We start from the raw sequence: 20,440 nt of genomic DNA, 5'->3' as shown, positions 1-20,440 counted from the left end.
CTAGCGACCCGCCTCCGCCAGCGCATCGATGCGCGCCCGCATGCGCCGCCAGTGCGAGCCTTCCCAGAACACGCGATGGCACACATCGCAGGTCACGAAGCGCGCATGCCGCTCACGTACGCCCTCGGGCACGCGGCCGTCGATCTCGCCGGGCGCGGCCGGACGCAATGGCGCGTTGCACATCAGGCAGAGACGGAACGCGCGGACGTGCGGCGCGAGATCGAAGCGCTCCGAGACTTCGCGGAACTGTTCGTCGGCTTGCAGGGTCCGCACGTAGCATCCGCGCAAGACGGTGCGGCGCTTGAGCAATTCGCGATCGCGCGTGAGCACGATGCGCGCTTCGTCCTGCGCGAGCTGCTCGATTTCATCGTCGGGGAAGTTGTTGTCGTAGCGCGTGTCGAAGCCCGCCAGTCGCAGCAATTGCGCGAGTCCGCCGAGATGCGCATCGGCGATGAAACGCAGGTCCGCGGCGTCGAGCGGCGGGCGCAGCAGCAGCGCGCCGTTCTCCATTCCGGCGGGCGCGTGACGCGCGGGATAAACCTCGATGAGATCGTCCGGCTCGATCGGGGCGTCGAATCCAACCGCGCGGCCGGCCTTCACGATCAGATCGACTTCGGTATGCGGCACGCCGAGCGCCTCGATCATGTGCTTGGTCGACGAAGACTTCGCGCACGCGCACGCGAACGTGTGCCCGCGCAGGGATCGAGCGAGGAAATCGTTCAGTTCGCGATGGAAGTGAAAGCGCGCCTTGACCATGCAGCAGTATGGCATTGCGCGCTTCTGCGCGCTTTCCGGCGATGTGCTTTACTGGCGCTCGGTCCGCGCGGCATTGCGCGCGCGGCAAGCGGACAAGGCAAAGGAGCACACGAGCATGGATATCGGATTCATCGGATTGGGGGAAATGGGCGGCGCGATGGCGGAGCGCGCGCTCAAGGCGGGGCACAGCGTGCGCGTCTGGAATCGCTCGCGCGACAAAACGCGCGCGCTCGCGGATCAGGGCGCGTCGGTCGTCGATACGCCCGAGCAGGCTTTCGCCGGCGACGCCGCGTTCTCCATGCTCGCCGACGATACCGCGCTGCGCTCCGTGCTCGTCGATGGCGGCCTGCTCAAGCACGCGCCGAAAGGCCTGGTGCACGTCAACATGGCGACGATCTCGGCGGCGCTCGCCACCGAGCTCGCCGAATTGCACGCGCAGCACGGCGTCGCGTATGTCGCCGCGCCGGTGCTCGGCCGGCCGGACGTCGCGGCGGCGGGCAAGCTCAACATTCTCGCGGCGGGCGCGAGCGAAGCGATCGACCGTGTGCAGCCCGTCCTCGATGCGCTCGGCCAGAAAACGTGGCGCGTCGGCAGCGAGCCGCAGCACGCGAACGTGCTCAAGCTCGCCGCGAATTTCATGCTGGCGTCGGCGATCGAGAGCTTCGGCGAGGCGGCGGCGCTCGTGAGCGGCCACGGCATCGAATCGCAGACGCTGCTCGACGTCATCACGAATTCGCTGTTTCCGGGACCGGTCTATCAGGGATACGGGAAGATGATCGCCGAGCGGCGCTACGAGCCCGCGCTCTTCAAGGCGCGTCTCGGACTAAAGGACGTGCGTCTCGCGATCGCCGCGGGCGATGCCGTCAACGTGCCGCTGCCGGTGGCGAGCGTCGTGCGCGACAACCTCGTCGATGCGCTCGCCCACGGCGACGGCGAGAAGGATTTCGCCGTGCTCGGTCAGGTGGCCGCGCGCCGCGCGGGGCGCGAGTCGTAAATCGATGTCGTGGCGAAGGCGGTCAAACGGCATAATTCGAATCCCGTTTCCGTCCTTGCCACGCCGCAATGAGCCTGCATCTCTGGTGGCTGTTCGTCGCCACCGTCTTCGTCGTATCCGCGATTCCCGGCCCCAACATGCTGCTCGTCATGACGCACGGCGCACGGCATGGTCTCGAGCGCTCGACCGCCACCATGGCCGGCTGTCTGACGGCGCTCGTCATCATGTTGTCGGTGTCGGCGGCGGGGTTGGGCGTGTTTCTCGAAGCGTGGCCGCGCCTCTTCGACACGCTGCGTCTGATCGGCGCGGCGTATCTCGTCTGGCTCGGCGTGAAAAGCTGGCGCGCCAAGGCGGGCGCGATCGACGTGCGCGACGGAACCGGCGGCGCGCATGCTTTCAGACCCTTCACGCTTTTTCGCAACGGCTTTCTCGTCGCGAGCAGCAATCCGAAGGCGATTCTCTTTGCGGCGGCGCTGCTGCCGCAGTTCATCGATGCAAGCCGGCCGGTCTTGCCGCAATTCGCGGTGCTCGTGTCGACGTTCGCCGTCATCGAGGTGAGCTGGTACGCCGTGTACGCGGGGCTCGGCGCGCGCATCGGCGACAAACTGAAAAGCGCGAGCGTCGCGCAGGCGTTCAACCGGCTGACGGGCGGCGTGTTCATCGGCTTCGGCGCGATGATGGCGCTCGTGCGTCACTAACGCGCTTCCAAACGTCTGCAAAAACGGGTGCGTGACTTGCTGCCGTTTTCAGTGCTTCATTCGCTTTCGAACAGACATACGCGAATCGGCAGCGCATAGTCGCGCTCGCCGGTTCGCGGCGAAACGAAAAGAACAGCTAAAAGGAGGCGCTCATGGATGAGACAGGCCGACGCGCCGTTTTCGCCGCGCTCTTGCCGCTCTGCTTCGGCATGCTTTCGACGACGTGCGCGCGCGCCGACGACACGCCGAATCCGTGCGATGCGCTCAAACGCGTGCTGTCCGCCGCGCCGAATTTCTCGTCGCTTTCCGCTTTCGACGGCCGCGCGATCGCGCTTCCCTACGGCGACGACGCGAAGTGCGCCGCTTCGCAAACCAACTATCGATGCACATGGACGCCGCGCGGCGGATCGAGCGCGGATTCGCTGCAGGGCGTCGCGGCCGACATCGCCTCGTGCGTGCCCGACGCGACGCACGATCAGAATTCGCCCGCGCGCCAGCACTTCTATCTGGGCGCACGCGGTGCGCGCACCGAGATTACGGCGGCGCAGGCCGGGTCGAACAAGCTGACACTCGAAATTTACGGTTCCCGCTGAGGCCATCATGAGCAAGCGCATCCTGATAGCCGACGACGACGACGATGCGCTCGCCGGTCTCGCGAACTTGCTGACCGGCATGGGCCACGAGGTCGCGCTCGCGGCGAACGGCGCGCAGGCTGTGGAAGTCGCCGCGCAGTTCGACCCCGAAGTCGTGATCCTCGATCTCGGCATGCCCCTCGTCGACGGACTTGCGGCGGCGCGCCAGTTGCGCAAGCTGCCGAACGGCCACGCGTTGATGCTCGTCGCGCTCACCGGCTGGGGGCAGCCCCAGCATCGAGAAATGACGCTCGACGCAGGTTTCGACATGCATCTCGTCAAGCCGATTTCCGCGGATCAGCTCCAGTTCATCCTTTCGATGATGCAGCCCTGAGTTTCGTCGGCGTGTCGGGCGTCAGCGCGCCGCAACGGCCATGTTGCGATGCACCAATATTCTTGGTATATTTACTCCTGTCTCCTCCATGTCTCCACTGATATGGATTCAGCCCGTCAACCTTGGCGGGCTTTTTTTCGTCGGTACCTTCCGATGCTGCGCCGCACCGACTGATACGAAAAAGGCCGATTCGCCCCGTAGCGTATCGGCCTTTTTTGATTCGGCTGAAGCTCGATCAGCGGGCGAGCCCCGTCTCTTCGTCGGCGCCGATCGCGAGATTCATACACTGGATCGCCGCGCCCGACGCGCCCTTGCCCAGATTGTCAAGGCGCGCCACGGTCACGAAGCGCTCGTCGTTGCCGAACACGAAAATATCGACGCGATTCGTTTCGTTGCACGCCTGAACGTCGAAGAAGCCGGCGTCGAGGTTACTCTCAGCGTCGAACGGCATGACGCGCACGAAGGGCTCGTTGTTGTAATACTCGGCGAGCATGTCGCGCACGTCCTGCGGCTTCGCCGGGCGCGCGAGCTGGTCCGGCGAGAAATACGTCGTCACGGCGAGACCTTTCAGGAACGGTCCGACGATCGGCGTGAAGACCGGCGCGCGTTTCAGACCCGTGCGCACCGACATTTCCGGCAGATGCTTGTGCGTCAGGCCGAGCGCATACGGGCGCGGGCTCATCAGCTTGTCGTCGCCGCCTGCTTCGTACTCCGCGATCATCTTCTTGCCGCCGCCGCTGTAGCCGGTGATCGAATAGGCGTGAGCGTGGAAATCGGCGGGCACGAGGCCGCCCGCGACGAGCGGCTGCACCGACAGCACGAACGCCGACGCGTGGCAACCCGGCACCGCGATGCGCTTCGCCGTGCGCAGGCGCTCACGCTGCGCGCGCGACAACTCCGGCAGACCGTACGCCCAGTCGTCCTGCGTGCGGAACGCCGTGCTGGCGTCGATCATCACGGTGCGCGTGTTGTCCGGCGCGACGAGCGAAACCGACTCGCGCGACGCGACATCCGGCAGGCACAGGAACGTCACGTCCGATGCGTTGATGAGCCGGCGGCGCTCCTCCACGTCCTTGCGCTTCGCATCCTCGATGCGCAACACCTCGATGTCACGGCGCTGCGACAGATATTCGAAAATCTTCAGGCCGGTGGTGCCTTCCTGTCCGTCGACAAATACTTTCGTGGTCATCTCGATCTCGCTGGTTCGTGCGGGCGCTCGCCGCAAAACGGACATTTTAGTGCGAATTCGAGGCGGGTTGATGTCCGTCGTTGTCGACGGCGGCGCGGTCGCCGATCCAGCGCGCCGTCACAGCCGCGACGCGCGCGCCGAAAACCTTCGCCGTCTCCAGATCGCCGATCGGCGGCGCTTCCTCCGGCGAGGCATCCGCGGGCGATTGCGTGAGCAGCCCGGTGAATCCGCCGACGAAATTCAGGTCGTTGCGCGTGGCCGCCTTCGTGTTCGACGGCATCATGCCCGTGCCGACCCAGACCATGCCGTGCTGCATGGCGAGCGTTACGAAATACGAGATCGTCAGGAATTTATCGCCGTTCATGTGCGCCGAATTCGTGAAGCCGGCCGCGATCTTGTCCTTCCATTTCTGCGCGAACCACGGTTTCGAGCTTGCATCGGCGAATTTCTTGAAATCGGCGGACGGCCCGCCCATGTAGGTCGGCGCGCCGAAAACGATGGCGTCGGCGGCGTCGAGTTCGGCCCAGCCAGCGTCGTCGAGCTCGCCGACGGCGATCAGCTTCACGTTCGCGCCGGCGTCCGTTGCGCCGCCGAGCACGGCGTCCGCGACCTTCTTCGTGTGGCCGTAGCCGCTGTGATAAACGATGACGATGTTCGGCATGGTGTCCCCGAGGTCGGTCCGTGCGCGGCGGCACACGCCGAAGGCGCGCCGTGCGGACGGTTCGGGCCAGTCTAGCAAGAACAATTTTTGACCGACCGGCGCGACCGCACGGTTCTCGACGTCCGACTATCGCCCGTATGTGAAGGTGAGTCGCGCGCTGGCGATGGCCATTGTGCGGATTTCGTGTTCGAACATGAGTGCGGGCGTGCCCTGGCGCAAGCGCAGATCGGCGCTGTTGAGCGCGTACACGGTCACGATGTAGCGATGCGGCTTGCCGGGCGGCGGGCAGGGGCCGCCGTAGCCGTCCGTGTCCCAGTCGTTGCGCGCTTCGATGGCGCCCAGCTTGCGCAGCGCGCCCGAAGCGCTCGCGTTGTTCGGCAGCCGATCCGTGCCGGCGGGAATGCCGGCGACGGCCCAGTGCCACCATCCGCGCCCCGGCGCGTCGGGGTCGAAGATGGTCACGGCGAAGCTGCGCGCGTTCGAAGGCGCGCCATGCCAGGAAATTTGCGGCGAGCGGTTGCCGCCCTTGCACTCGGATTGATCGAAAAGCAGATCGCGCCCGATAGTCTTGCCCGGCGCGAGATCCGTACTGGTCACGGTGAAGACCGGATCGGCTGCAGCGTCGCGCGAAATGGGAAAAACCGCCGCCGCCAAGGCGATGAACAGTACTGATACGACATGGCCACTCGAACTCACGCGTCGGCCGGTGAGGCGCATGGGCTGAACTCCTGTCAGTATCGCCGCGCGTTATAGCAGCGTTTCGCTGGCCGCAACGATGTTTTTTGTCTCAGTGATGCGCTTCGAACCAGCTTGCAGTTTAACATTGCAACAAAGCATTAAAGCTTGGATTCCTTGGGACTTAACCGATGGCGCATTGCGCGCTCGCAGGTTTGGACGTAGTGAAAGCAGCGCCTTGACGGCGACGACTTCCGACTCTATTGAATGTAGAAATGAGTAATTCGATGCAGATTCGCGCGGCAACAAATCGACTGAAATACAGGAGAGTTAAATGAGCCAGCGAATAAAAGTCATTATCGCAGACGACCATCCGGTGATCCTTTTCGGCGCGACGCAGGCGCTCAACAAGTTTCCGGAGGTTGACGTCGTCGGGCAGGCGCGTCAGTCGACCGAACTCATCCAGTTGCTTCAGAAGTCTCCCTGCGACGTTCTCGTCACCGATCTCGCCATGCCCGGCGGTTCGTACGGCGACGGCATGCCCTTGCTCGGCTACATCGGACGGCAGTTCCCGCGGGTCAAACTCGTCGTGCTGACGATGCTCGAGAATCCGGCGTTGCTCAAACGTTTGCGCGAGGTCGGCGTGATGTCGATCATCAACAAGGCCGACGACATGAATCACATCGGCTGGGCGATCCAGCACGTGATGCGCGGCCAGGAATACCTCGGGCCGTCGGTGAAGGTCGCGCTCGACAGCATGGGCCTCGGCGCGAGCGGGCAGCAGCGCAGCGTCATCCTGTCCAAGCGCGAGCTCGAAGTGGTGCGCCTGTTCGTCTCGGGCATGACGATCACCGAAATTGCGGCTCAATTGCGGCGCAGTATCAAGACGATCAGCACGCAAAAGAATACGGCGATGCGCAAACTCGGCATCGAGCGCGATTCGGAATTGTTTCAGTACGCGCAAAGCAACGGATTAATGAACCTGTCGGCGTATTCCGGCGACGGCTCGCTCGACGATTCCTCGCTTTCCAATCCGAACTCGCTCTAGTTCGTCCGCTTGCAGAATTAAAAAAACCGCTGAGTTTAATCAGCGGTTTTTTGCATTTTCATTGCCTTGCGACTGTCAATATTTATTGCGGAGCCGCAGTTGCGCCGCCGTGCGCGGCCGACCATTCCGCCGGCGCATGCAGGAATTTCTCGACTTCATCGAGCGTCTTCGTCTCGAAATAGCCCTGTTCCTTCGCGACGCGCAGCACGTCCCACCATGTGGCGAGCGCGTGCAGATCGACGTCGATGTCCTTCAGCACGGACACGCTTTCCTTGAAGATGTTGTAGTGGAAGAGCACGAAGCAGTGATTCACCGTCGCGCCCGCGGTGCGCAGCGCGTTGATGAAGTTGATCTTGCTGCGGCTGTCGGTGGTCAGGTCCTCGACCAGCAGCACGCGCTGGCCTTCGGTCAGCAAACCTTCGATCTGCGCGTTGCGGCCGAAGCCCTTCGGCTTCTTGCGCACATATTGCATCGGCACCATCAGGCGATCGGCGATCCACGCCGCGAACGGGATGCCAGCGGTCTCGCCGCCGGCGACCGCGTCGATCTGCTCGTAGCCGACGTCGCGCAGAATGGTCGCTTCGGCCATCTCCATCAGGCCGCGGCGCACGCGCGGGTAGGAGATCAGCTTGCGGCAATCGATATACACGGGGCTCGCCCAACCGGACGTGAAGATGTACGGTTTTTCCGCGTTGAAGTGCACCGCCTGCACTTCGAGCAACATCTTGGCGGTGGTGTCGGAGATCGTCTGGCGATCGAAGCCTGTCATGGGCGAATCCTTGGACTTGTGTGGCGCTTGGAAAGCGGGAGGCGGCCGCGCGGGCCCTGGCGCATGGATCGACGCGGAAAGAGCATTCCTTTCGGATGGCTTTTGGCGTTTCCTGCGCGCGTGTCGACGGGACTTGGCGCTTCGGCGCCTTAGTTCGGCGCCTTAGTTCGGCGCCTTAGTTCGGCGCCTTAAGGCCGTCCCATGCACAGCTAGCCCGCCATTTTACCCGAGGCGGCGAGGCGGGGCGAATTGTTTGCAGGTTGTGAAGCCGCGCCGCTCGCGCGTAAGCTCGCGGCGCCGTTGCGCAACTTCACATCGCCGATGACATCCGTTCCCTCTACACAAGATTCCAGCGTCGCGCCCACGCGCCACGCGCTGCAGGCGCTCATCGCGTCCGTTCTCGGCTACGCGATGGACGGCTTCGATCTGCTGATTCTCGGCTTCATGCTGCCCGCGATCGCCGCCGACCTGCATCTCACGCCCGCGCAATCCGGCGCGCTCGTCACGTGGACGCTCGCCGGCGCGGTCGCGGGCGGCATCGTGTTCGGCATGCTGTCCGACTATTTCGGCCGCGTCCGCATGTTGACCTGGACGATTCTCGTGTTCGCCGTCTTCACCGGTTTATGCGCGCTCGCGCAGGGCTATGGCGATCTTCTGATTTACCGCACCATCGCCGGGATCGGGCTGGGCGGGGAATTCGGCATCGGCATGGCGCTCGTCGCCGAGGCGTGGCCCGCGCGTTTGCGGGCGCGCGTGTCGTCGTATGTCGGAATCGGCTGGCAACTGGGCGTGCTCGCCGCCGCGCTCGTCACGCCGTTGCTCCTCCCCCTGATCGGCTGGCGCGGCATGTTCGCGGTGGGGCTGCTGCCGGCGGTGGCGTCGTTTTTCGTGCGGCGGCATGTGGAGGAACCCGCGCTCTTCACCGAACGCCGCGCGGCCGCGAAAGCGAACCGCGCCCGCAAGCTGCCGCTCAAACGTCTCTTCGACGACGCCCGCACCGCGCGCGCGAGCATCGGCGTCATCATTCTGTGCTCGGTGCAGAACTTCGGCTATTACGGGCTGATGATCTGGCTGCCGAGCTATCTGTCGAAGACGTTCGGCTACTCGCTCACGAAATCCGGTCTCTGGACCGCGGCCACCGTGCTCGGCATGGCGCTCGGCATTTGGCTGTTCGGTCTCGCGGCGGATCGCTTCGGGCGCAAGCCCGCGTTTCTCGTCTATCAGATCGGCGCGGTCGCGATGGTCTTCGTCTACTCCAATCTGACGAGCCCGTCCGCGTTGCTGATCGGCGGCGCGGTGATGGGCGTGTTCGTGAACGGCATGCTCGGCGGCTACGGCGCGCTGATCTCCGAAATCTATCCGACCGAAGCGCGCGCGACAGCGCAGAACGTGCTGTTCAACATCGGGCGCGCGGTGGGCGGTCTGGGACCGGTCGCGGTCGGCGCGCTGGCGGCGCGCTATTCGTTCGCGGTCGCGCTCGCGTTCCTCGCGTCGATCTATCTGCTCGATGTCATCGCGACGCTCTTTCTGATCCCCGAAAAGCGCGGCGCCGAGCTCGTCTGAGCGTGCTTCATCGGACGAAATTGCGCTGAAACGTTGCATCGCGTCATTTCAAGTGCGCGGTGTACACTGGACGTCCCAAAAAAACCAAGGCTCCGTCCGCTCGTCACATCCTTCCGAGCGGCACGTTGCGTCTATCCGACGTGCCGAGCCGTGATACTTGGTCCATCGATTCACATTTCCGAATTCATTGCAGCACGGTCGACGGCAGTGTGAACCCTGTTCAAATAATTCCCAAACGTCTCAGGTCAATCATGGACGAACAACTCAAGCAAAGCGCCCTCGCGTATCACCAGAATCCCCGCCCCGGCAAGATTTCGGTTACTCCGACCAAGCCGCTATCCAACCAGCTCGATCTCTCGCTCGCGTATTCGCCGGGCGTCGCGGCCGCTTGCATGGCGATCTACGACGAACCGCTCGACGCGCAGAAGTACACGTCGCGCGCGAATCTCGTCGGCGTCGTGACGAACGGCACGGCCGTGCTGGGACTCGGCAACATCGGCCCGCTCGCGGCCAAGCCGGTGATGGAAGGCAAAGGGTGCCTGTTCAAGAAGTTCGCGGGCATCGACGTGTTCGACATCGAGTTGGCTGAAACCGATCCGGACAAACTCGTCGATGCGATCGCGATGCTCGAACCGACGCTCGGCGGCATCAATCTCGAAGACATCAAGGCGCCGGAATGCTTCTATATCGAGAAGAAGCTGCGCGAGCGCATGAAGATTCCCGTTTTCCATGACGATCAGCACGGCACGGCGATCATCGCTTCGGCGGCGATTCTCAACGGCCTGAAAGTGGTCGGCAAGAAGCTCGAGGAAGTGAAGCTCGTCTGCTCGGGCGCGGGCGCGGCGGCGATCGCGTGTCTGGATCTGCTCGTGCATCTGGGTTTGAAGAAGTCGAACACGCTCGTGATCGATTCGAAGGGCGTGATCTACGAAGGCCGCGGCAATCTGGATGCGTCGAAGGAGCGCTATCAGGCGTCGACCGACGCGCGCACCCTCGCCGATGCGATGCACGGCTGCGACGTGTTCCTCGGCTGTTCCAGCGCGGGCGTGCTGAAGGCCGAGATGGTCCAGACGATGGCCGACAAGCCGCTGATTCTCGCGCTCGCGAATCCCGAGCCGGAAATCCGCCCGGAAGAAGCGAAGCGCGTGCGTCCGGACTGTATCGTCGCGACGGGCCGTTCGGACTATCCGAACCAGGTCAACAACGTGCTGTGCTTTCCGTTTATCTTCCGCGGCGCGCTGGATGTCGGCGCGACGACGATCACCGAAGAGATGAAGCTCGCGTGCGTGCGCGCGATCGCGGAACTCGCCGAAGAGACCGATCAGGGCGATGAAGTCGCGAAGGCATACGAAGGTCATTCGCTGGAATTCGGTCCGGAATATCTGATTCCGAAGCCGTTCGATCCGCGCCTCATCATCAAGATCGCGCCGGCTGTCGCGCAAGCCGCGATGGATTCGGGCGTGGCGACGCGTCCGATCAAGGACATGGACGCGTATCGCGAGACGCTCGGCGCGACGGTGTATCGCACGGGCATGGTGATGCGCCCGGTGTTCGCGGCGGCGAAGGCGGCGCCGGCGCGCATCGCGTTCGCGGAAGGCGAGGACGAGCGCGTGCTGCGCGCCGCGCAGTTCGTGCTGCTGGAGAAGATCGCGAAGCCGATCATCATCGGGCGTCCGGCGGTTGTCGAGATGCGTCTGCAGAAGATGGGCTCGAAGCTGAAGCCAGGCGTCGATTTCGAGATCGTGAATCCGGAAGACGATCCGCGTTATCAGAAGAGCTGGCAGGCGTATCACGAGATCGCCGCGCGTCAGGGCGTGACGCCCGAAAGCGCGAAGGCCGCGCTGCGCAAGTTCAACACGCTGATCGGCGCGATTCTGGTTCATACCGGCGACGCGGACGGGATGATCTGCGGTCTCATCGACACGTATCAGGATCATCTGAAGTTCATCGATCAGGTGCTCGGCAAGGCCGAAGGCGCCAACAACTTCGCGGCGATGAACTTGCTGATGCTGCAAGGGCGCAATCTGTTCATCAGCGACACGTACGTCAATGAGACGCCGACGGCCGAACAGCTCGCCGACATGACGATTCTCGCCGCGCGCGAGATCGAGCGTTTCGGCGTGCAGCCGAAGGTCGCGCTGCTGTCGAATTCGAACTTCGGCAGCGTGCCGAGCGCATCGGCGAGCCGGATGGCCGAAGCGCGCAAGCTGATCGCCGAGCGCGCGCCGGATCTCGAAATCGACGGTGAAATGCACGGCGACGCGGCTTTGTCGGAAGCCGTGCGCAAGGCTTCGTTCCCCGGCACGACGCTGCATGGCGAGGCGAATCTGCTCATCATGCCGAACGTCGAGGCGGCGAACATCACATATAACCTGCTCAAGATGGTGAGCGGCGAAGGCGTGACGGTCGGGCCGTTCTTGTTGGGTGCCGCGAAGCCGGTTCATATCCTCACGCCGGCGGCGACCGTGCGTCGGATCATCAATATGACGGCGGTGGCGAGCGCGAATGCGCGCGTGGCGAAGTAAGGTTTATTTGCTGCGCTGAAAGAAAAACGGCGATCCGGAAAGGATCGCCGTTTTTTTTGAGCCAGCGCGTCAGGCTACTTGTCGCTTTTCGTCACCCTGCGGATCGCGCCACCGTCCCAGCAACTTCTCCCACTTCAGCTTCGCGGCCTTCACGTTGTTTTCCTTGATGTGCCCATACCCGCGCATCGAATCCGGCAGATTCGCCAGTTCGATCGCGAGCGGCAGCTTCTCTGCCGTCAATCCGCCGATCAGCTCCTTCACCAGCGCTTCGTATTCGCCGATCAACGCGCGCTCCATCTTCCGCTCCTCCGTGCGTCCGAACGGGTCGAGCGCCGTCCCGCGCAGGAACTTGAAACGAGCGAGAATACGCATCGCGGACATCATCCACGGGCCGTACTGCTTCTTCACCAGATGCCCATGCGAATCCTTCTTCGACAAGGAAGGCGGCGCGAGATGCACCTTGATCTTCCAGTCGCCTTCGAAGCTCCCGCGAATCTTGTCGAGGAAAACCGGATCGGCATACAGGCGCGCGACTTCGTACTCGTCCTTATAAGCCATGAGCTTGTGAAGATTCTTCGCGACAGCTTCCGTCAACGAATAATCACCGGTTCCGAGTTCCGCTTCCTTCGCGCGCACCGACGCGACCAGCCGCCCATACCGCGCCGCATAAGCCGTGTTCTGATACTTCGCGAGATAGTCGAGCCGCTTGTCGATGAGCGTATCGAGCGCCTTCGGCGTATGCAGCGCGATGATCTTGCCCGGCGCGTCTTGCGTTTGCGTCCCGTGAGCGAGCCGCGTAACCGACGAAAGATCGTGCGCCGCGCGTCGTCCCCATTCGAACGCCGCGAGATTCTTCTCGACCTGCACCGCGTTCAATTCGATCGCGCGCACCAGCGATTCATGCCGCAGCGGCACCCAGCCCTTCTGCCACGCAAACCCGAGCACGAACGGATTCGTATAAATCGCGTCGCCCATCAGCGCGACGGCGAAGCGGTTGGCATCGACGAGCGCGACGTGCTCGCCCGCCGCCGCGCGGATATCCGCCTCGGCGCTCGCGCCCGGAAAGCTCCAGTTCGGATTCTTGATGAACTCGGCGGTCGGCGTTTGCGCGCTGTTCACGACGACACGCGTGTGGTCCGGCTGCATCCGCGAGCCGCATTCGTTGCTCGCGGTCACGATCGCGTCGCAGCCGATGACGAGATCCGCCTCGCCCATCGCGATGCGCGTCGCGTGGATATCGGCAGGACGATTCGCGATCTGCACGTGGCTCATCACGGCGCCGCCTTTCTGCGCGAGACCGGTGACGTCGAGCACGGTGACGCCTTTCTGCTCCAGATGCGCCGCCATGCCGAGCAGCGCGCCGATCGTCACGACGCCCGTTCCGCCGACGCCCGTCACCAGCACGCCATACGGCCGCCCGATTTCCGGCAGCTCGGGCGTGGGCACGGCGGGCATCGCATCGCTCGCGACGCTCGTCGCCTTCGGTTTCTTCAACTGCCCGCCTTCCACCGTGACGAAGCTCGGGCAGAAGCCGTTCAGACACGAATAGTCCTTGTTGCACGTCGACTGGTTGATCTGCCGCTTCGTGCCGTACTCGGTTTCGAGCGGTTCCACCGACAGGCAATTCGACTTCACCGAGCAATCGCCGCAACCTTCGCACACGGCCTCGTTGATGACGACGCGCTTCGCCGGATCGGGAAACGCGCCGCGTTTGCGGCGACGCCGTTTCTCGGTGGCGCAGGTCTGGTCGTAGATCAGGATCGACGTGCCCGGAATGTCGCGCAACTGGCGCTGGATATCGTCGAGTTCATCGCGATGATGCACGTCGATGCCCGGCGCGAGTCCGACGTTCGCCGTGTACTTCTCCGGCTCATCCGTGACGATGACGATCTTCGCCGCGCCTTCCGCCGCGAGCTGATGCGTGATCTGCGGCACGGTCAGCACGCCGTCGACGGGCTGGCCGCCCGTCATCGCGACGGCATCGTTGTAAAGAATCTTGTAGGTGATGTTCACCTTCGCCGCGATCGCCGCGCGGATCGCGAGCAGGCCCGAATGGAAGTACGTGCCGTCGCCGAGATTCGCGAAGACGTGCTTGTCGTTCGAGAACGGCGCCTGGCCGACCCACGCGACGCCTTCGCCGCCCATCTGGCTGAACGTGCTCGTGTTGCGGTCCATCCAGACCGTCATGTAGTGACAGCCGATTCCGGCCATCGCGCGCGATCCTTCCGGCACGTTCGTCGACGTATTGTGCGGACAGCCCGAGCAGAACCACGGCTTGCGCTCCGCCTCGACGCGCGGCCGCGCGAGCGATTTCTCCTTCGCGTCGATCACGGCGAGGCGCGTCGCGATGCGCGCACGCACGTCGGCGGGGAGATCGAACTTTTCGAGGCGCGTGGCGATCGCCTTCGCGATGATCGCGGGCGACAGCTCGTAGTGCGCGGGCAGAAGCCAGTTGCCCATCGGCACGGACCATTCGCCGCCGGCGCCGTCTTTCTCGTCGAACTTGCCGTAGACGCGCGGACGTTGGGCATCCGGCCAGTTGTACAGCTCTTCCTTGATCGCGTATTCGAGAATCTGGCGCTTTTCTTCGACGACGAGAATCTCTTCCAGCCCGCGCGCGAATTCCTGCGCGCCTTGCGCTTCCAGCGGCCACACGCAGCCGACCTTGTAGAGACGAATGCCGATTTGCGAACACGTCGCGTCATCGAGGCCGAGATCGGTCAGCGCCTGACGCACGTCGAGATACGCCTTGCCGCCGGTCATGATGCCGAAGCGCGCGTGCGGCGAATCGATCTCCACGCGGTCGAGCTTGTTCGCACGCACATAGGCCAGCGCCGCGTACCACTTGTAGTCGAGCAGACGCGCTTCCTGCACGAGCGGCGGATCGGGCCAGCGGATGTTCAGGCCGCCGTCGGGCATCGCGAAATCGGTGGGCAGCACGATTTGCGTGCGATGCGGATCGATATCGACCGAAGCCGACGACTCGACGACATCTGTCACGCATTTCATCGCGACCCACAGGCCGGAGTAGCGCGACATCGCCCAGCCGTGCAGGCCGAAATCGAGATATTCCTGCACGTTCGACGGAAACAGCACCGGCAGTCCGCACGCCTTGAAAATGTGCTCCGACTGATGCGCGAGCGTCGACGATTTCGCGGCATGGTCGTCGCCGGCGAGCACGAGAACGCCGCCGTGCTTCGCGGAGCCAGCGGAGTTGCCGTGCTTGAAGACATCGCCCGAGCGATCGACGCCCGGACCTTTGCCGTACCACATCGAGAAAACGCCGTCGTATTTGGCGCTCGGGTACAGGTTGACTTGCTGCGAGCCCCACACGGCGGTGGCGGCCAGATCTTCGTTCACGCCCGGCTGAAACACGATCTGATGCCCGGCGAGATGCTTCTTCGCCTTCCAGAGCGACTGATCGAGACCACCGAGGGGAGAACCGCGATAACCGGAGATGAATCCGGCCGTATTGAGACCAGCGTCTTTGTCGCGCTCTTGCTGGAGCATCGGCAGACGCACCAGCGCCTGGATGCCGCTCATGTAGGCGCGGCCGCGTTCGAGCGTGTATTTGTCGTCGAGCGTGACGGACTTCAGCGCGGCTTCTAGCGAAGCTCTTTGTTCTGCGTCTAGCGGGGCGTTCATTATGTGTCTTCCTCCACCCGAGGTTTGGGATCACCAAAGCATGTTTCGGGCCGTCGCGTCTTATGAACGGTCGGGCCGGGATTCCAGTTTGCCGGTCTAAGGGTTTTCGAGACAGTGGGACAAACCCGTTAAAAATTCCTCGCTTGGTTGCGCTTTGCGTCAATTCCTTGACGATTTGACCGTGATCGGGAAGGTTTTGTTACATCGTGTAAAACCGACCGATCTGCGGAACCCTGCCGCTCATCCCTGTCTAAAATGGCGCTTCCGGAAATCCCGTGCCATCTTTTTAAGCACGTTTTGGCTTCCGAAAGCGAGTTGTACGCAAGCAGTTAGAAGGAGATAACGATGAAACAACGCCACATCCAGAATTTCTTGATGGTTTCGGCAGCCTTTTTCGCCATTAGCGCGCCCGTTGGCGGCGCACGGGCGAATAATGCCTCGCCGTTCGGGGCGTCGTCGGTTGCACAGGTCGCGCAAGTGCGCGTTCAGTCGGTTCAGGCTGGCGCCCAACAGCGCCGCGAATCCGAAAGCAGCGACGACGAGACGGCGGGCTGACCCGATCGTCGCGGTCCGCGCCGACAAAGCGGGTCGCCGGAATGGAAAAAGGGACATGAAATTCATGTCCCTTTTTTTGTGCCGCTCGTATTTCTTAGCTCGCGGTGGTGTCCTTCAGCACGCCACGGCGCATTTGATCCAGTTCGATCGATTCGAACAGCGCCTTGAAGTTGCCTTCGCCGAAGCCCTGGTTGCCCTTGCGCTGAATGATCTCGAAGAAGATCGGCCCAATCTGGTTCTCCGTGAAGATCTGCAACAGGATTTCGTCCTTGGTGCCGTCGATCAGAATCTTGCGCTTTTTCAGTTCCGCGACGGATTCGCAATGCCCCGGCACGCGACGATCGACGAGTTCGTAATACGTGTCGATGGTATCGAGCAGCGCGATCTTCGCGCCGCGCAGTCCGTCGACGGTGCCGTAAATGTCGCCCGTGCCGAGCGCGATGTGCTGAATGCCTTCGCCGCGGTACGCGTCGAGATATTCCTGAATCTGGCCGGCGTTCTCCGAGCCTTCCTCGTTGATCGGAATGCGGATCTTGCCGCAGGGCGAGGTCATCGCTTTCGACTTCACTGCCGTCACCTTGCCTTCGATATCGAAGTAACGCACTTCGCGGAAGTTGAAGAGCCGCTCGTAGAACTCCGCCCATTCGACCATGCGGCCGCGATGCACGTTGTGCGTCAGGTGATCGATATACGTGAGGCCGTGGCCGACCGGATTCTGCTCCGCGCCCGGGATCGGCTCGAAATCGACGTCGTAAATGCTGATATCGCCGATGCTGCCCGGCTGCGCGCCGTTCTTGCCGCGCCAGCGATCCACGAAATAGATCAGCGAATCGCCGATGCCCTTGATCGCCGGGATATTCAGCTCCATCGGACCGGTCTTGTTGTCGAAACCCCAGGCGCCGAGTTCGAGCGCGCGCTGATACGCCTTGGCGGCATCGGCGACGCGGAATGCGATCGCGCAGATCGACGGCCCGTGCAGACGCGCAAAGCGCTGCGCGAAGGAATCCGGCTCCGCGTTCACGATGAAGTTGATTTCCCCTTGCCGATACAGCGTCACATCCTTGTGACGATGCTTCGCGATCGCCGTGAAGCCCATCTGCTCGAACAGTTTGCCGAGCGCGACGGGATCCGGCGCGGTGTATTCGATGAACTCGAAGCCGTCGGTGCCGACGGGATTGTCCCAAGTCGTTGCGGTCATGCATGTCTCCTGATTGGCGTGCGGCGCGTGTGCGCGACGTAAAGACAGTTTAGTCAGATGGCGATGGCAAAAACTTGCGAAACAAATCGCGCATCCATAAGATTGCGCACGATACTGCTAATCGAGTGCATTCCGGAGCTATGAAATGGCCGAACCCGAATTGGACATGATAGACCGCCGCATTCTTGCGATCCTTCAGGAAAATGGCCGGCTGTCGAATCAGGAGATCGCCGAGCGCGTGAATCTGTCGCCGAGTCCGTGCTTGCGGCGCATCCGTCGGCTGGAGGAGATCGGCGTCATTCGCGGGTACGTCGCGTTGCTCGACGCAAAAAAACTCGGGCTCGGCTTGCTTGCCTATATCAACGTGCGTCTGGAAAAGCGCGGCGGCACGCAGGCCGCGGCGGGCACGCCGAAGGCGCCGACGCACGGCGATCTCTTTCGCGAAGCCGTGCGTTCATGGCCGGAAGTCGTCGCGTGCGACGCGATGACCGGCGAGATGGACTTTCTGCTGCGCGTGCAAGTGCGCGACATGGATGACTTTTCGCGCTTCGTGCAGGACGAGTTGCTGCATCATCCATCGGTGATCGACGTACGCTCGAGCTTCTCGCTGGAGCGCATCAAGGAGACGACGGTTCTGCCGTTGCGCTGAAATGAAAAAGGGCGGTCGATGCCGCCCTTGCTGGTCCCGCTCGCAGCGCAAACCCCGCGCTGTTCTCGATGATGGTTAAGCTGCGTCCGCCGTCGGAACGAACGCCTGAAAAACCTGCGACGCACGATGCGCCTGGCGCTTGATCGCGTAGTCGAACACGGCCGCTTGTTCCTGGAGCATTTCGGCCATGATGCTGGTCTGATCGGCCGGCGCGAGCGACAGATAGGCGTCCGCTTCGCCGTACGCGTACTCGATCTTCATGCCCGACTTCTTCGCGATGTGCATCATGGTCGAGTTGCGCGACAGGCAGTGCATGTAGAGCACCGACACGTGCGTGTTGCGGCTGCGCATGGCGGCGCGCTCGAAGAGCTTCGAGCCGACGCCGCGGCCGCGGGCGCTTTCGAGCACCGACACGCCGAACTCGGCGGTGCGCTTGTCGCCTTCGGCGGGCAGATAGGCCAGATGGCCGACGCCGATCAATTCGAGCGCGCTGCCGAAGACACCGAACACCTTGTCGTCCGCGAAATTGATGTTGCGCACGTAGTTCTCGATGACGTGGTCCGGCACGATCTGGCCGAACCGCAGAAGACGGTCGTCTTCATCGAGCGCGAGGAAGTGCGTGAGGAGACGCTCGCGATCCGCCGAAGACAACTCGCGGACGAGAACCGGCATACGCGCGTCTTTGAGCGGCTGATCGTGCGCGACGATCTGCTCGGCAGTGCGGTTGATAGTCAGTTCCACGGTCGTTTCTCCTTCGATTCGTCATGCAGCGTGCTGCAAAGCAAAACGAATTCTAGCCGATCTGGGAGAAGCGAGTACGGGAAAACCCTTAAAACCGATTAGGCGTGACGTTCTAAACGAGCGCTGAAATCAATTTAGGTCAATGAAATCAGTCGCTTAACAGATTGGCGTGAACGCAACGGTTCACCGACCGGTGAGTCTGTTGTGCCGCAGCATTTTCTAACGGTCGACGTTTAACCCATTTTCGATCATGTCGACGACCTGCTCGGCGAATTCGCTGTAGCCGAGCTTTCCGCCCGGCTTGAGCCAGGTGAACGTCCAGTTGATCATGCCGAACACCATCATCGTGAGGGCGGTCTGATTGTCCTTGGTCGCGCGTTTCGGATACGCGCGCGCCAGTTGTCGCGCGAACGCCGCCACGATGTCGCGCTGACGATCGAGGACGATTTCGCGCTGCGCCTCTTCGAGATACTTCACGTCGTTCAGCAGCGCAACGTGCCGGCTGTGCGACGTCTCATATTCGGCGAGGAACGCGCGCACGAGCTCGGCGAACGCCTCGCGCTCGCCCAGTCCGCGCCGCTGGCTCGCGCCTTCGACCTCCGCGATGATCAGCATCAGCCGCTTCGTGTAGCGATCGAGCAGATCGAAGAGGATCGCTTCCTTGCTCTCGTAATAGTGATAGAGGCGGGCTTTCGACGTGCCGCTCGCCGCGGCGAGATCGGCCATTGAGGTACTGGGATAGCTCGTCTGCGCGAATTTCGCGGCGGCGAGTTCGAGGATCTGTTCGCGTTGCGTCTCGTGATCGGGCGCTTTGGTACGGGCCATGTGTTCGAAGAATGCGTTCTTATAAATATGGATTCAGCGGCGCAGTTCGGCCTGACTGATTTCGGACGGCGTGCCGCGGATTTTAAGCCGTCCCGCCATCACGAGTTCGCGGCAACGCCAGAACGCGACGGCATCGGAGAGCAGGAAATCGAAGCGCTGTGCCATCGCCGCGCCGGCGATGCGGGCGGCCGGCTTCCATTCTGGACTGGCGAGATCGAGCAGCGCTTCGTCGACGTCGGTCCACGTTCCCGATACGAGCATGTTGTCGCGCAGCCGGCGCGTTTCCGCGTTGGCGTACTTCGCTTCCTGCCATTCGAGCGCGAGCCGGCTGATGCGCAGCACGGAAATGGGCGCGGCGGTCGGCAGCTTCGCGACCAGTTGCTTCGGCGAGAACATGCCGACGGCCGTCGCGCGGTCTTCGCGGCTGACGCGTTGCGGCTCGCTGTCGTCGGTTCCGATCGACAGATCGTCGTACGTGAGTTTTGCTTCGTTCAGGCGCTGCGGCGCATTGCGCAGATGATAGGCGACGCGTCGCAACGTGAGCTGATCCGCCGCGCTCTGACCGTGCCACACGACGATCTGTCCGTCGCCGCGCGCGAGGCGGGTGAAGAGCGCCTGTTGCTGTTCGAGTTCGTCTTCGAAGTCGATGCCGCTCGTTATGATCTGACGCCAGAACGTGGCGCGCGCGAGCACCGATTCGTCGATGTCCCTAAGCGGACCGACAGCGAGATCGTCGCGCAGCGCAATGACGCGCTCATCGCGTTCCGCGCGCAGCAGGGCTTCGGTGAGCGATTGGGCCGCGCTATCGCCATTCGTGACATGAATCGTGTTCATCGGTGTCGGCTGCCGGAAAGACGAAAGGACCGCTCGGGTGAGCGATCCTAGTTTACGCGAATCGAATGCCGGCGGGACGTCGCTTACCGCTCGTCGAAGCTCACAACCACGCGCTCGCTCACCGGATGGCACTGGCAGGTCAGCACGAA

The 20,440-nt window shown here is 62.9% G+C and carries 19 protein-coding genes; 9 read left to right on the top strand and 10 right to left on the bottom strand.

Annotated features, from left to right (window positions below; genetic code table 11):
* Positions 1-756 (bottom strand): Mut7-C RNAse domain-containing protein, encoded by a 756-nt coding sequence (locus tag NCS67_RS12140; protein WP_250435329.1) that lies wholly within the window; start codon positions 754-756, stop codon positions 1-3.
* On the opposite strand from NCS67_RS12140, the gene NCS67_RS12135 reads away from it, so the two are divergent.
* The 4 genes from NCS67_RS12135 (at position 755) to NCS67_RS12120 (ending at position 3,414) form a co-directional block, all read left to right on the top strand.
* Positions 755-1,750, top strand: coding sequence for an NAD(P)-dependent oxidoreductase (locus tag NCS67_RS12135; protein ID WP_279613006.1), 996 nt, complete (start codon positions 755-757; stop codon positions 1,748-1,750). The genes NCS67_RS12140 and NCS67_RS12135 overlap by 2 nt on opposite strands.
* 68 nt (positions 1,751-1,818) lie before the next feature.
* Positions 1,819-2,448 (top strand): LysE family translocator, encoded by a 630-nt coding sequence (locus NCS67_RS12130; protein ID WP_250435288.1) that lies wholly within the window; start codon positions 1,819-1,821, stop codon positions 2,446-2,448.
* A gap of 152 nt (positions 2,449-2,600) precedes the next feature.
* Positions 2,601-3,041, top strand: coding sequence for a hypothetical protein (locus NCS67_RS12125; protein WP_034473244.1), 441 nt, complete (start codon positions 2,601-2,603; stop codon positions 3,039-3,041).
* Positions 3,042-3,048: 7 nt separating this feature from the next.
* A complete protein-coding gene (locus tag NCS67_RS12120; RefSeq protein WP_008352689.1) occupies positions 3,049-3,414 on the top strand; it encodes a response regulator in 366 nt (121 codons plus the stop codon).
* Between the two features lie 235 nt (positions 3,415-3,649).
* On the opposite strand, the gene argC is transcribed toward NCS67_RS12120, so the two are convergent.
* The 3 genes from argC to NCS67_RS12105 all read right to left on the bottom strand — a co-directional run bounded on the left by argC (position 3,650) and on the right by NCS67_RS12105 (position 5,981).
* Positions 3,650-4,603 carry an N-acetyl-gamma-glutamyl-phosphate reductase gene (argC, locus tag NCS67_RS12115; protein ID WP_008352692.1) on the bottom strand — a complete coding sequence of 318 codons (954 nt, stop codon included), beginning with the start codon at positions 4,601-4,603 and terminating at the stop codon, positions 3,650-3,652.
* Positions 4,604-4,649: 46 nt separating this feature from the next.
* A complete protein-coding gene (locus tag NCS67_RS12110; RefSeq protein WP_008352694.1) occupies positions 4,650-5,264 on the bottom strand; it encodes a flavodoxin family protein in 615 nt (204 codons plus the stop codon).
* Positions 5,265-5,390: 126 nt separating this feature from the next.
* Positions 5,391-5,981 carry a YbhB/YbcL family Raf kinase inhibitor-like protein gene (locus tag NCS67_RS12105; protein ID WP_008352697.1) on the bottom strand — a complete coding sequence of 197 codons (591 nt, stop codon included), beginning with the start codon at positions 5,979-5,981 and terminating at the stop codon, positions 5,391-5,393.
* 292 nt (positions 5,982-6,273) lie between these two features.
* On the opposite strand from NCS67_RS12105, the gene NCS67_RS12100 reads away from it, so the two are divergent.
* Positions 6,274-6,987, top strand: a complete 714-nt coding sequence (locus NCS67_RS12100; protein ID WP_008352699.1) for a response regulator — start codon at positions 6,274-6,276, stop codon at positions 6,985-6,987.
* An 82-nt stretch (positions 6,988-7,069) separates the two neighbouring features.
* Here the strand turns inward: NCS67_RS12100 and NCS67_RS12095 are convergent, their stop codons facing one another.
* A complete protein-coding gene (locus NCS67_RS12095) occupies positions 7,070-7,756 on the bottom strand; it encodes an orotate phosphoribosyltransferase (protein WP_008352701.1) in 687 nt (228 codons plus the stop codon).
* 321 nt (positions 7,757-8,077) lie between these two features.
* Here NCS67_RS12095 and NCS67_RS12090 point away from each other — a divergent pair, with 321 nt between their 5' ends.
* The gene (locus tag NCS67_RS12090) at positions 8,078-9,319 is read left to right on the top strand and encodes an MFS transporter (RefSeq protein WP_250435327.1); all 1,242 of its coding nucleotides are present in this window, start codon (positions 8,078-8,080) and stop codon (positions 9,317-9,319) included.
* A gap of 251 nt (positions 9,320-9,570) precedes the next feature.
* On the top strand, positions 9,571-11,844 hold the full coding sequence (locus tag NCS67_RS12085) for an NADP-dependent malic enzyme (protein ID WP_034473239.1): 2,274 nt from the start codon (positions 9,571-9,573) through the stop codon (positions 11,842-11,844).
* Between the two features lie 69 nt (positions 11,845-11,913).
* Here the strand turns inward: NCS67_RS12085 and NCS67_RS12080 are convergent, their stop codons facing one another.
* Entirely contained in the window at positions 11,914-15,489 is a 3,576-nt protein-coding gene (locus NCS67_RS12080) for an indolepyruvate ferredoxin oxidoreductase family protein (RefSeq protein WP_250435287.1), read from the bottom strand.
* A 345-nt stretch (positions 15,490-15,834) separates the two neighbouring features.
* On the opposite strand from NCS67_RS12080, the gene NCS67_RS12075 reads away from it, so the two are divergent.
* Entirely contained in the window at positions 15,835-16,044 is a 210-nt protein-coding gene (locus tag NCS67_RS12075) for a hypothetical protein (protein ID WP_008352707.1), read from the top strand.
* 94 nt (positions 16,045-16,138) lie between these two features.
* On the opposite strand, the gene hppD is transcribed toward NCS67_RS12075, so the two are convergent.
* Positions 16,139-17,242: a 4-hydroxyphenylpyruvate dioxygenase gene (hppD, locus tag NCS67_RS12070; RefSeq protein WP_250435286.1), complete on the bottom strand. Its 1,104-nt coding sequence runs from the start codon at positions 17,240-17,242 to the stop codon at positions 16,139-16,141.
* A 145-nt stretch (positions 17,243-17,387) separates the two neighbouring features.
* On the opposite strand from hppD, the gene NCS67_RS12065 reads away from it, so the two are divergent.
* Entirely contained in the window at positions 17,388-17,891 is a 504-nt protein-coding gene (locus NCS67_RS12065; protein WP_008352710.1) for an Lrp/AsnC family transcriptional regulator, read from the top strand.
* A 75-nt stretch (positions 17,892-17,966) separates the two neighbouring features.
* Here NCS67_RS12065 and NCS67_RS12060 read toward each other — a convergent pair whose 3' ends face one another.
* From NCS67_RS12060 to NCS67_RS12050, 3 genes are all read right to left on the bottom strand, one after another.
* Positions 17,967-18,563, bottom strand: a complete 597-nt coding sequence (locus NCS67_RS12060) for a GNAT family N-acetyltransferase (RefSeq protein ID WP_235366314.1) — start codon at positions 18,561-18,563, stop codon at positions 17,967-17,969.
* 288 nt (positions 18,564-18,851) lie between these two features.
* The gene (locus NCS67_RS12055) at positions 18,852-19,457 is read right to left on the bottom strand and encodes a TetR/AcrR family transcriptional regulator (RefSeq protein WP_008352714.1); all 606 of its coding nucleotides are present in this window, start codon (positions 19,455-19,457) and stop codon (positions 18,852-18,854) included.
* A 33-nt stretch (positions 19,458-19,490) separates the two neighbouring features.
* A complete protein-coding gene (locus NCS67_RS12050) occupies positions 19,491-20,291 on the bottom strand; it encodes a DUF1835 domain-containing protein (RefSeq protein ID WP_034473234.1) in 801 nt (266 codons plus the stop codon).
* Positions 20,292-20,440 lie beyond the last annotated feature (149 nt).

Origin of the sequence: Caballeronia sp. ATUFL_F2_KS9A (assembly GCF_023630765.1) — a bacterium.
Lineage (GTDB): Bacteria > Pseudomonadota > Gammaproteobacteria > Burkholderiales > Burkholderiaceae > Caballeronia > Caballeronia zhejiangensis.
The sequence above is the reverse complement of the archived record's forward strand: the minus strand, read 5'-3'. Positions and strand labels throughout refer to the sequence as shown.

What these genes read in the sequence shown, in the direction of transcription:
- NCS67_RS12095 (WP_008352701.1), bottom strand. Translation starts at nt 7,756, where the DNA reads ATGACAGGCTTCGATCGCCAGACGATCTCCGACACCACCGCCAAGATG.
- NCS67_RS12060 (WP_235366314.1), bottom strand. Translation starts at nt 18,563, where the DNA reads ATGCCGGTTCTCGTCCGCGAGTTGTCTTCGGCGGATCGCGAGCGTCTC.
- NCS67_RS12105 (WP_008352697.1), bottom strand. Translation starts at nt 5,981, where the DNA reads ATGCGCCTCACCGGCCGACGCGTGAGTTCGAGTGGCCATGTCGTATCA.
- NCS67_RS12085 (WP_034473239.1), top strand. Translation starts at nt 9,571, where the DNA reads ATGGACGAACAACTCAAGCAAAGCGCCCTCGCGTATCACCAGAATCCC.
- NCS67_RS12050 (WP_034473234.1), bottom strand. Translation starts at nt 20,291, where the DNA reads ATGAACACGATTCATGTCACGAATGGCGATAGCGCGGCCCAATCGCTC.
- NCS67_RS12110 (WP_008352694.1), bottom strand. Translation starts at nt 5,264, where the DNA reads ATGCCGAACATCGTCATCGTTTATCACAGCGGCTACGGCCACACGAAG.
- NCS67_RS12075 (WP_008352707.1), top strand. Translation starts at nt 15,835, where the DNA reads ATGAAACAACGCCACATCCAGAATTTCTTGATGGTTTCGGCAGCCTTT.
- NCS67_RS12140 (WP_250435329.1), bottom strand. Translation starts at nt 756, where the DNA reads ATGGTCAAGGCGCGCTTTCACTTCCATCGCGAACTGAACGATTTCCTC.
- NCS67_RS12090 (WP_250435327.1), top strand. Translation starts at nt 8,078, where the DNA reads ATGACATCCGTTCCCTCTACACAAGATTCCAGCGTCGCGCCCACGCGC.
- NCS67_RS12125 (WP_034473244.1), top strand. Translation starts at nt 2,601, where the DNA reads ATGGATGAGACAGGCCGACGCGCCGTTTTCGCCGCGCTCTTGCCGCTC.
- NCS67_RS12065 (WP_008352710.1), top strand. Translation starts at nt 17,388, where the DNA reads ATGGCCGAACCCGAATTGGACATGATAGACCGCCGCATTCTTGCGATC.
- hppD (WP_250435286.1), bottom strand. Translation starts at nt 17,242, where the DNA reads ATGACCGCAACGACTTGGGACAATCCCGTCGGCACCGACGGCTTCGAG.
- NCS67_RS12080 (WP_250435287.1), bottom strand. Translation starts at nt 15,489, where the DNA reads ATGAACGCCCCGCTAGACGCAGAACAAAGAGCTTCGCTAGAAGCCGCG.
- NCS67_RS12130 (WP_250435288.1), top strand. Translation starts at nt 1,819, where the DNA reads ATGAGCCTGCATCTCTGGTGGCTGTTCGTCGCCACCGTCTTCGTCGTA.
- NCS67_RS12055 (WP_008352714.1), bottom strand. Translation starts at nt 19,457, where the DNA reads ATGGCCCGTACCAAAGCGCCCGATCACGAGACGCAACGCGAACAGATC.
- NCS67_RS12120 (WP_008352689.1), top strand. Translation starts at nt 3,049, where the DNA reads ATGAGCAAGCGCATCCTGATAGCCGACGACGACGACGATGCGCTCGCC.
- argC (WP_008352692.1), bottom strand. Translation starts at nt 4,603, where the DNA reads ATGACCACGAAAGTATTTGTCGACGGACAGGAAGGCACCACCGGCCTG.
- NCS67_RS12135 (WP_279613006.1), top strand. Translation starts at nt 755, where the DNA reads ATGCAGCAGTATGGCATTGCGCGCTTCTGCGCGCTTTCCGGCGATGTG.
- NCS67_RS12100 (WP_008352699.1), top strand. Translation starts at nt 6,274, where the DNA reads ATGAGCCAGCGAATAAAAGTCATTATCGCAGACGACCATCCGGTGATC.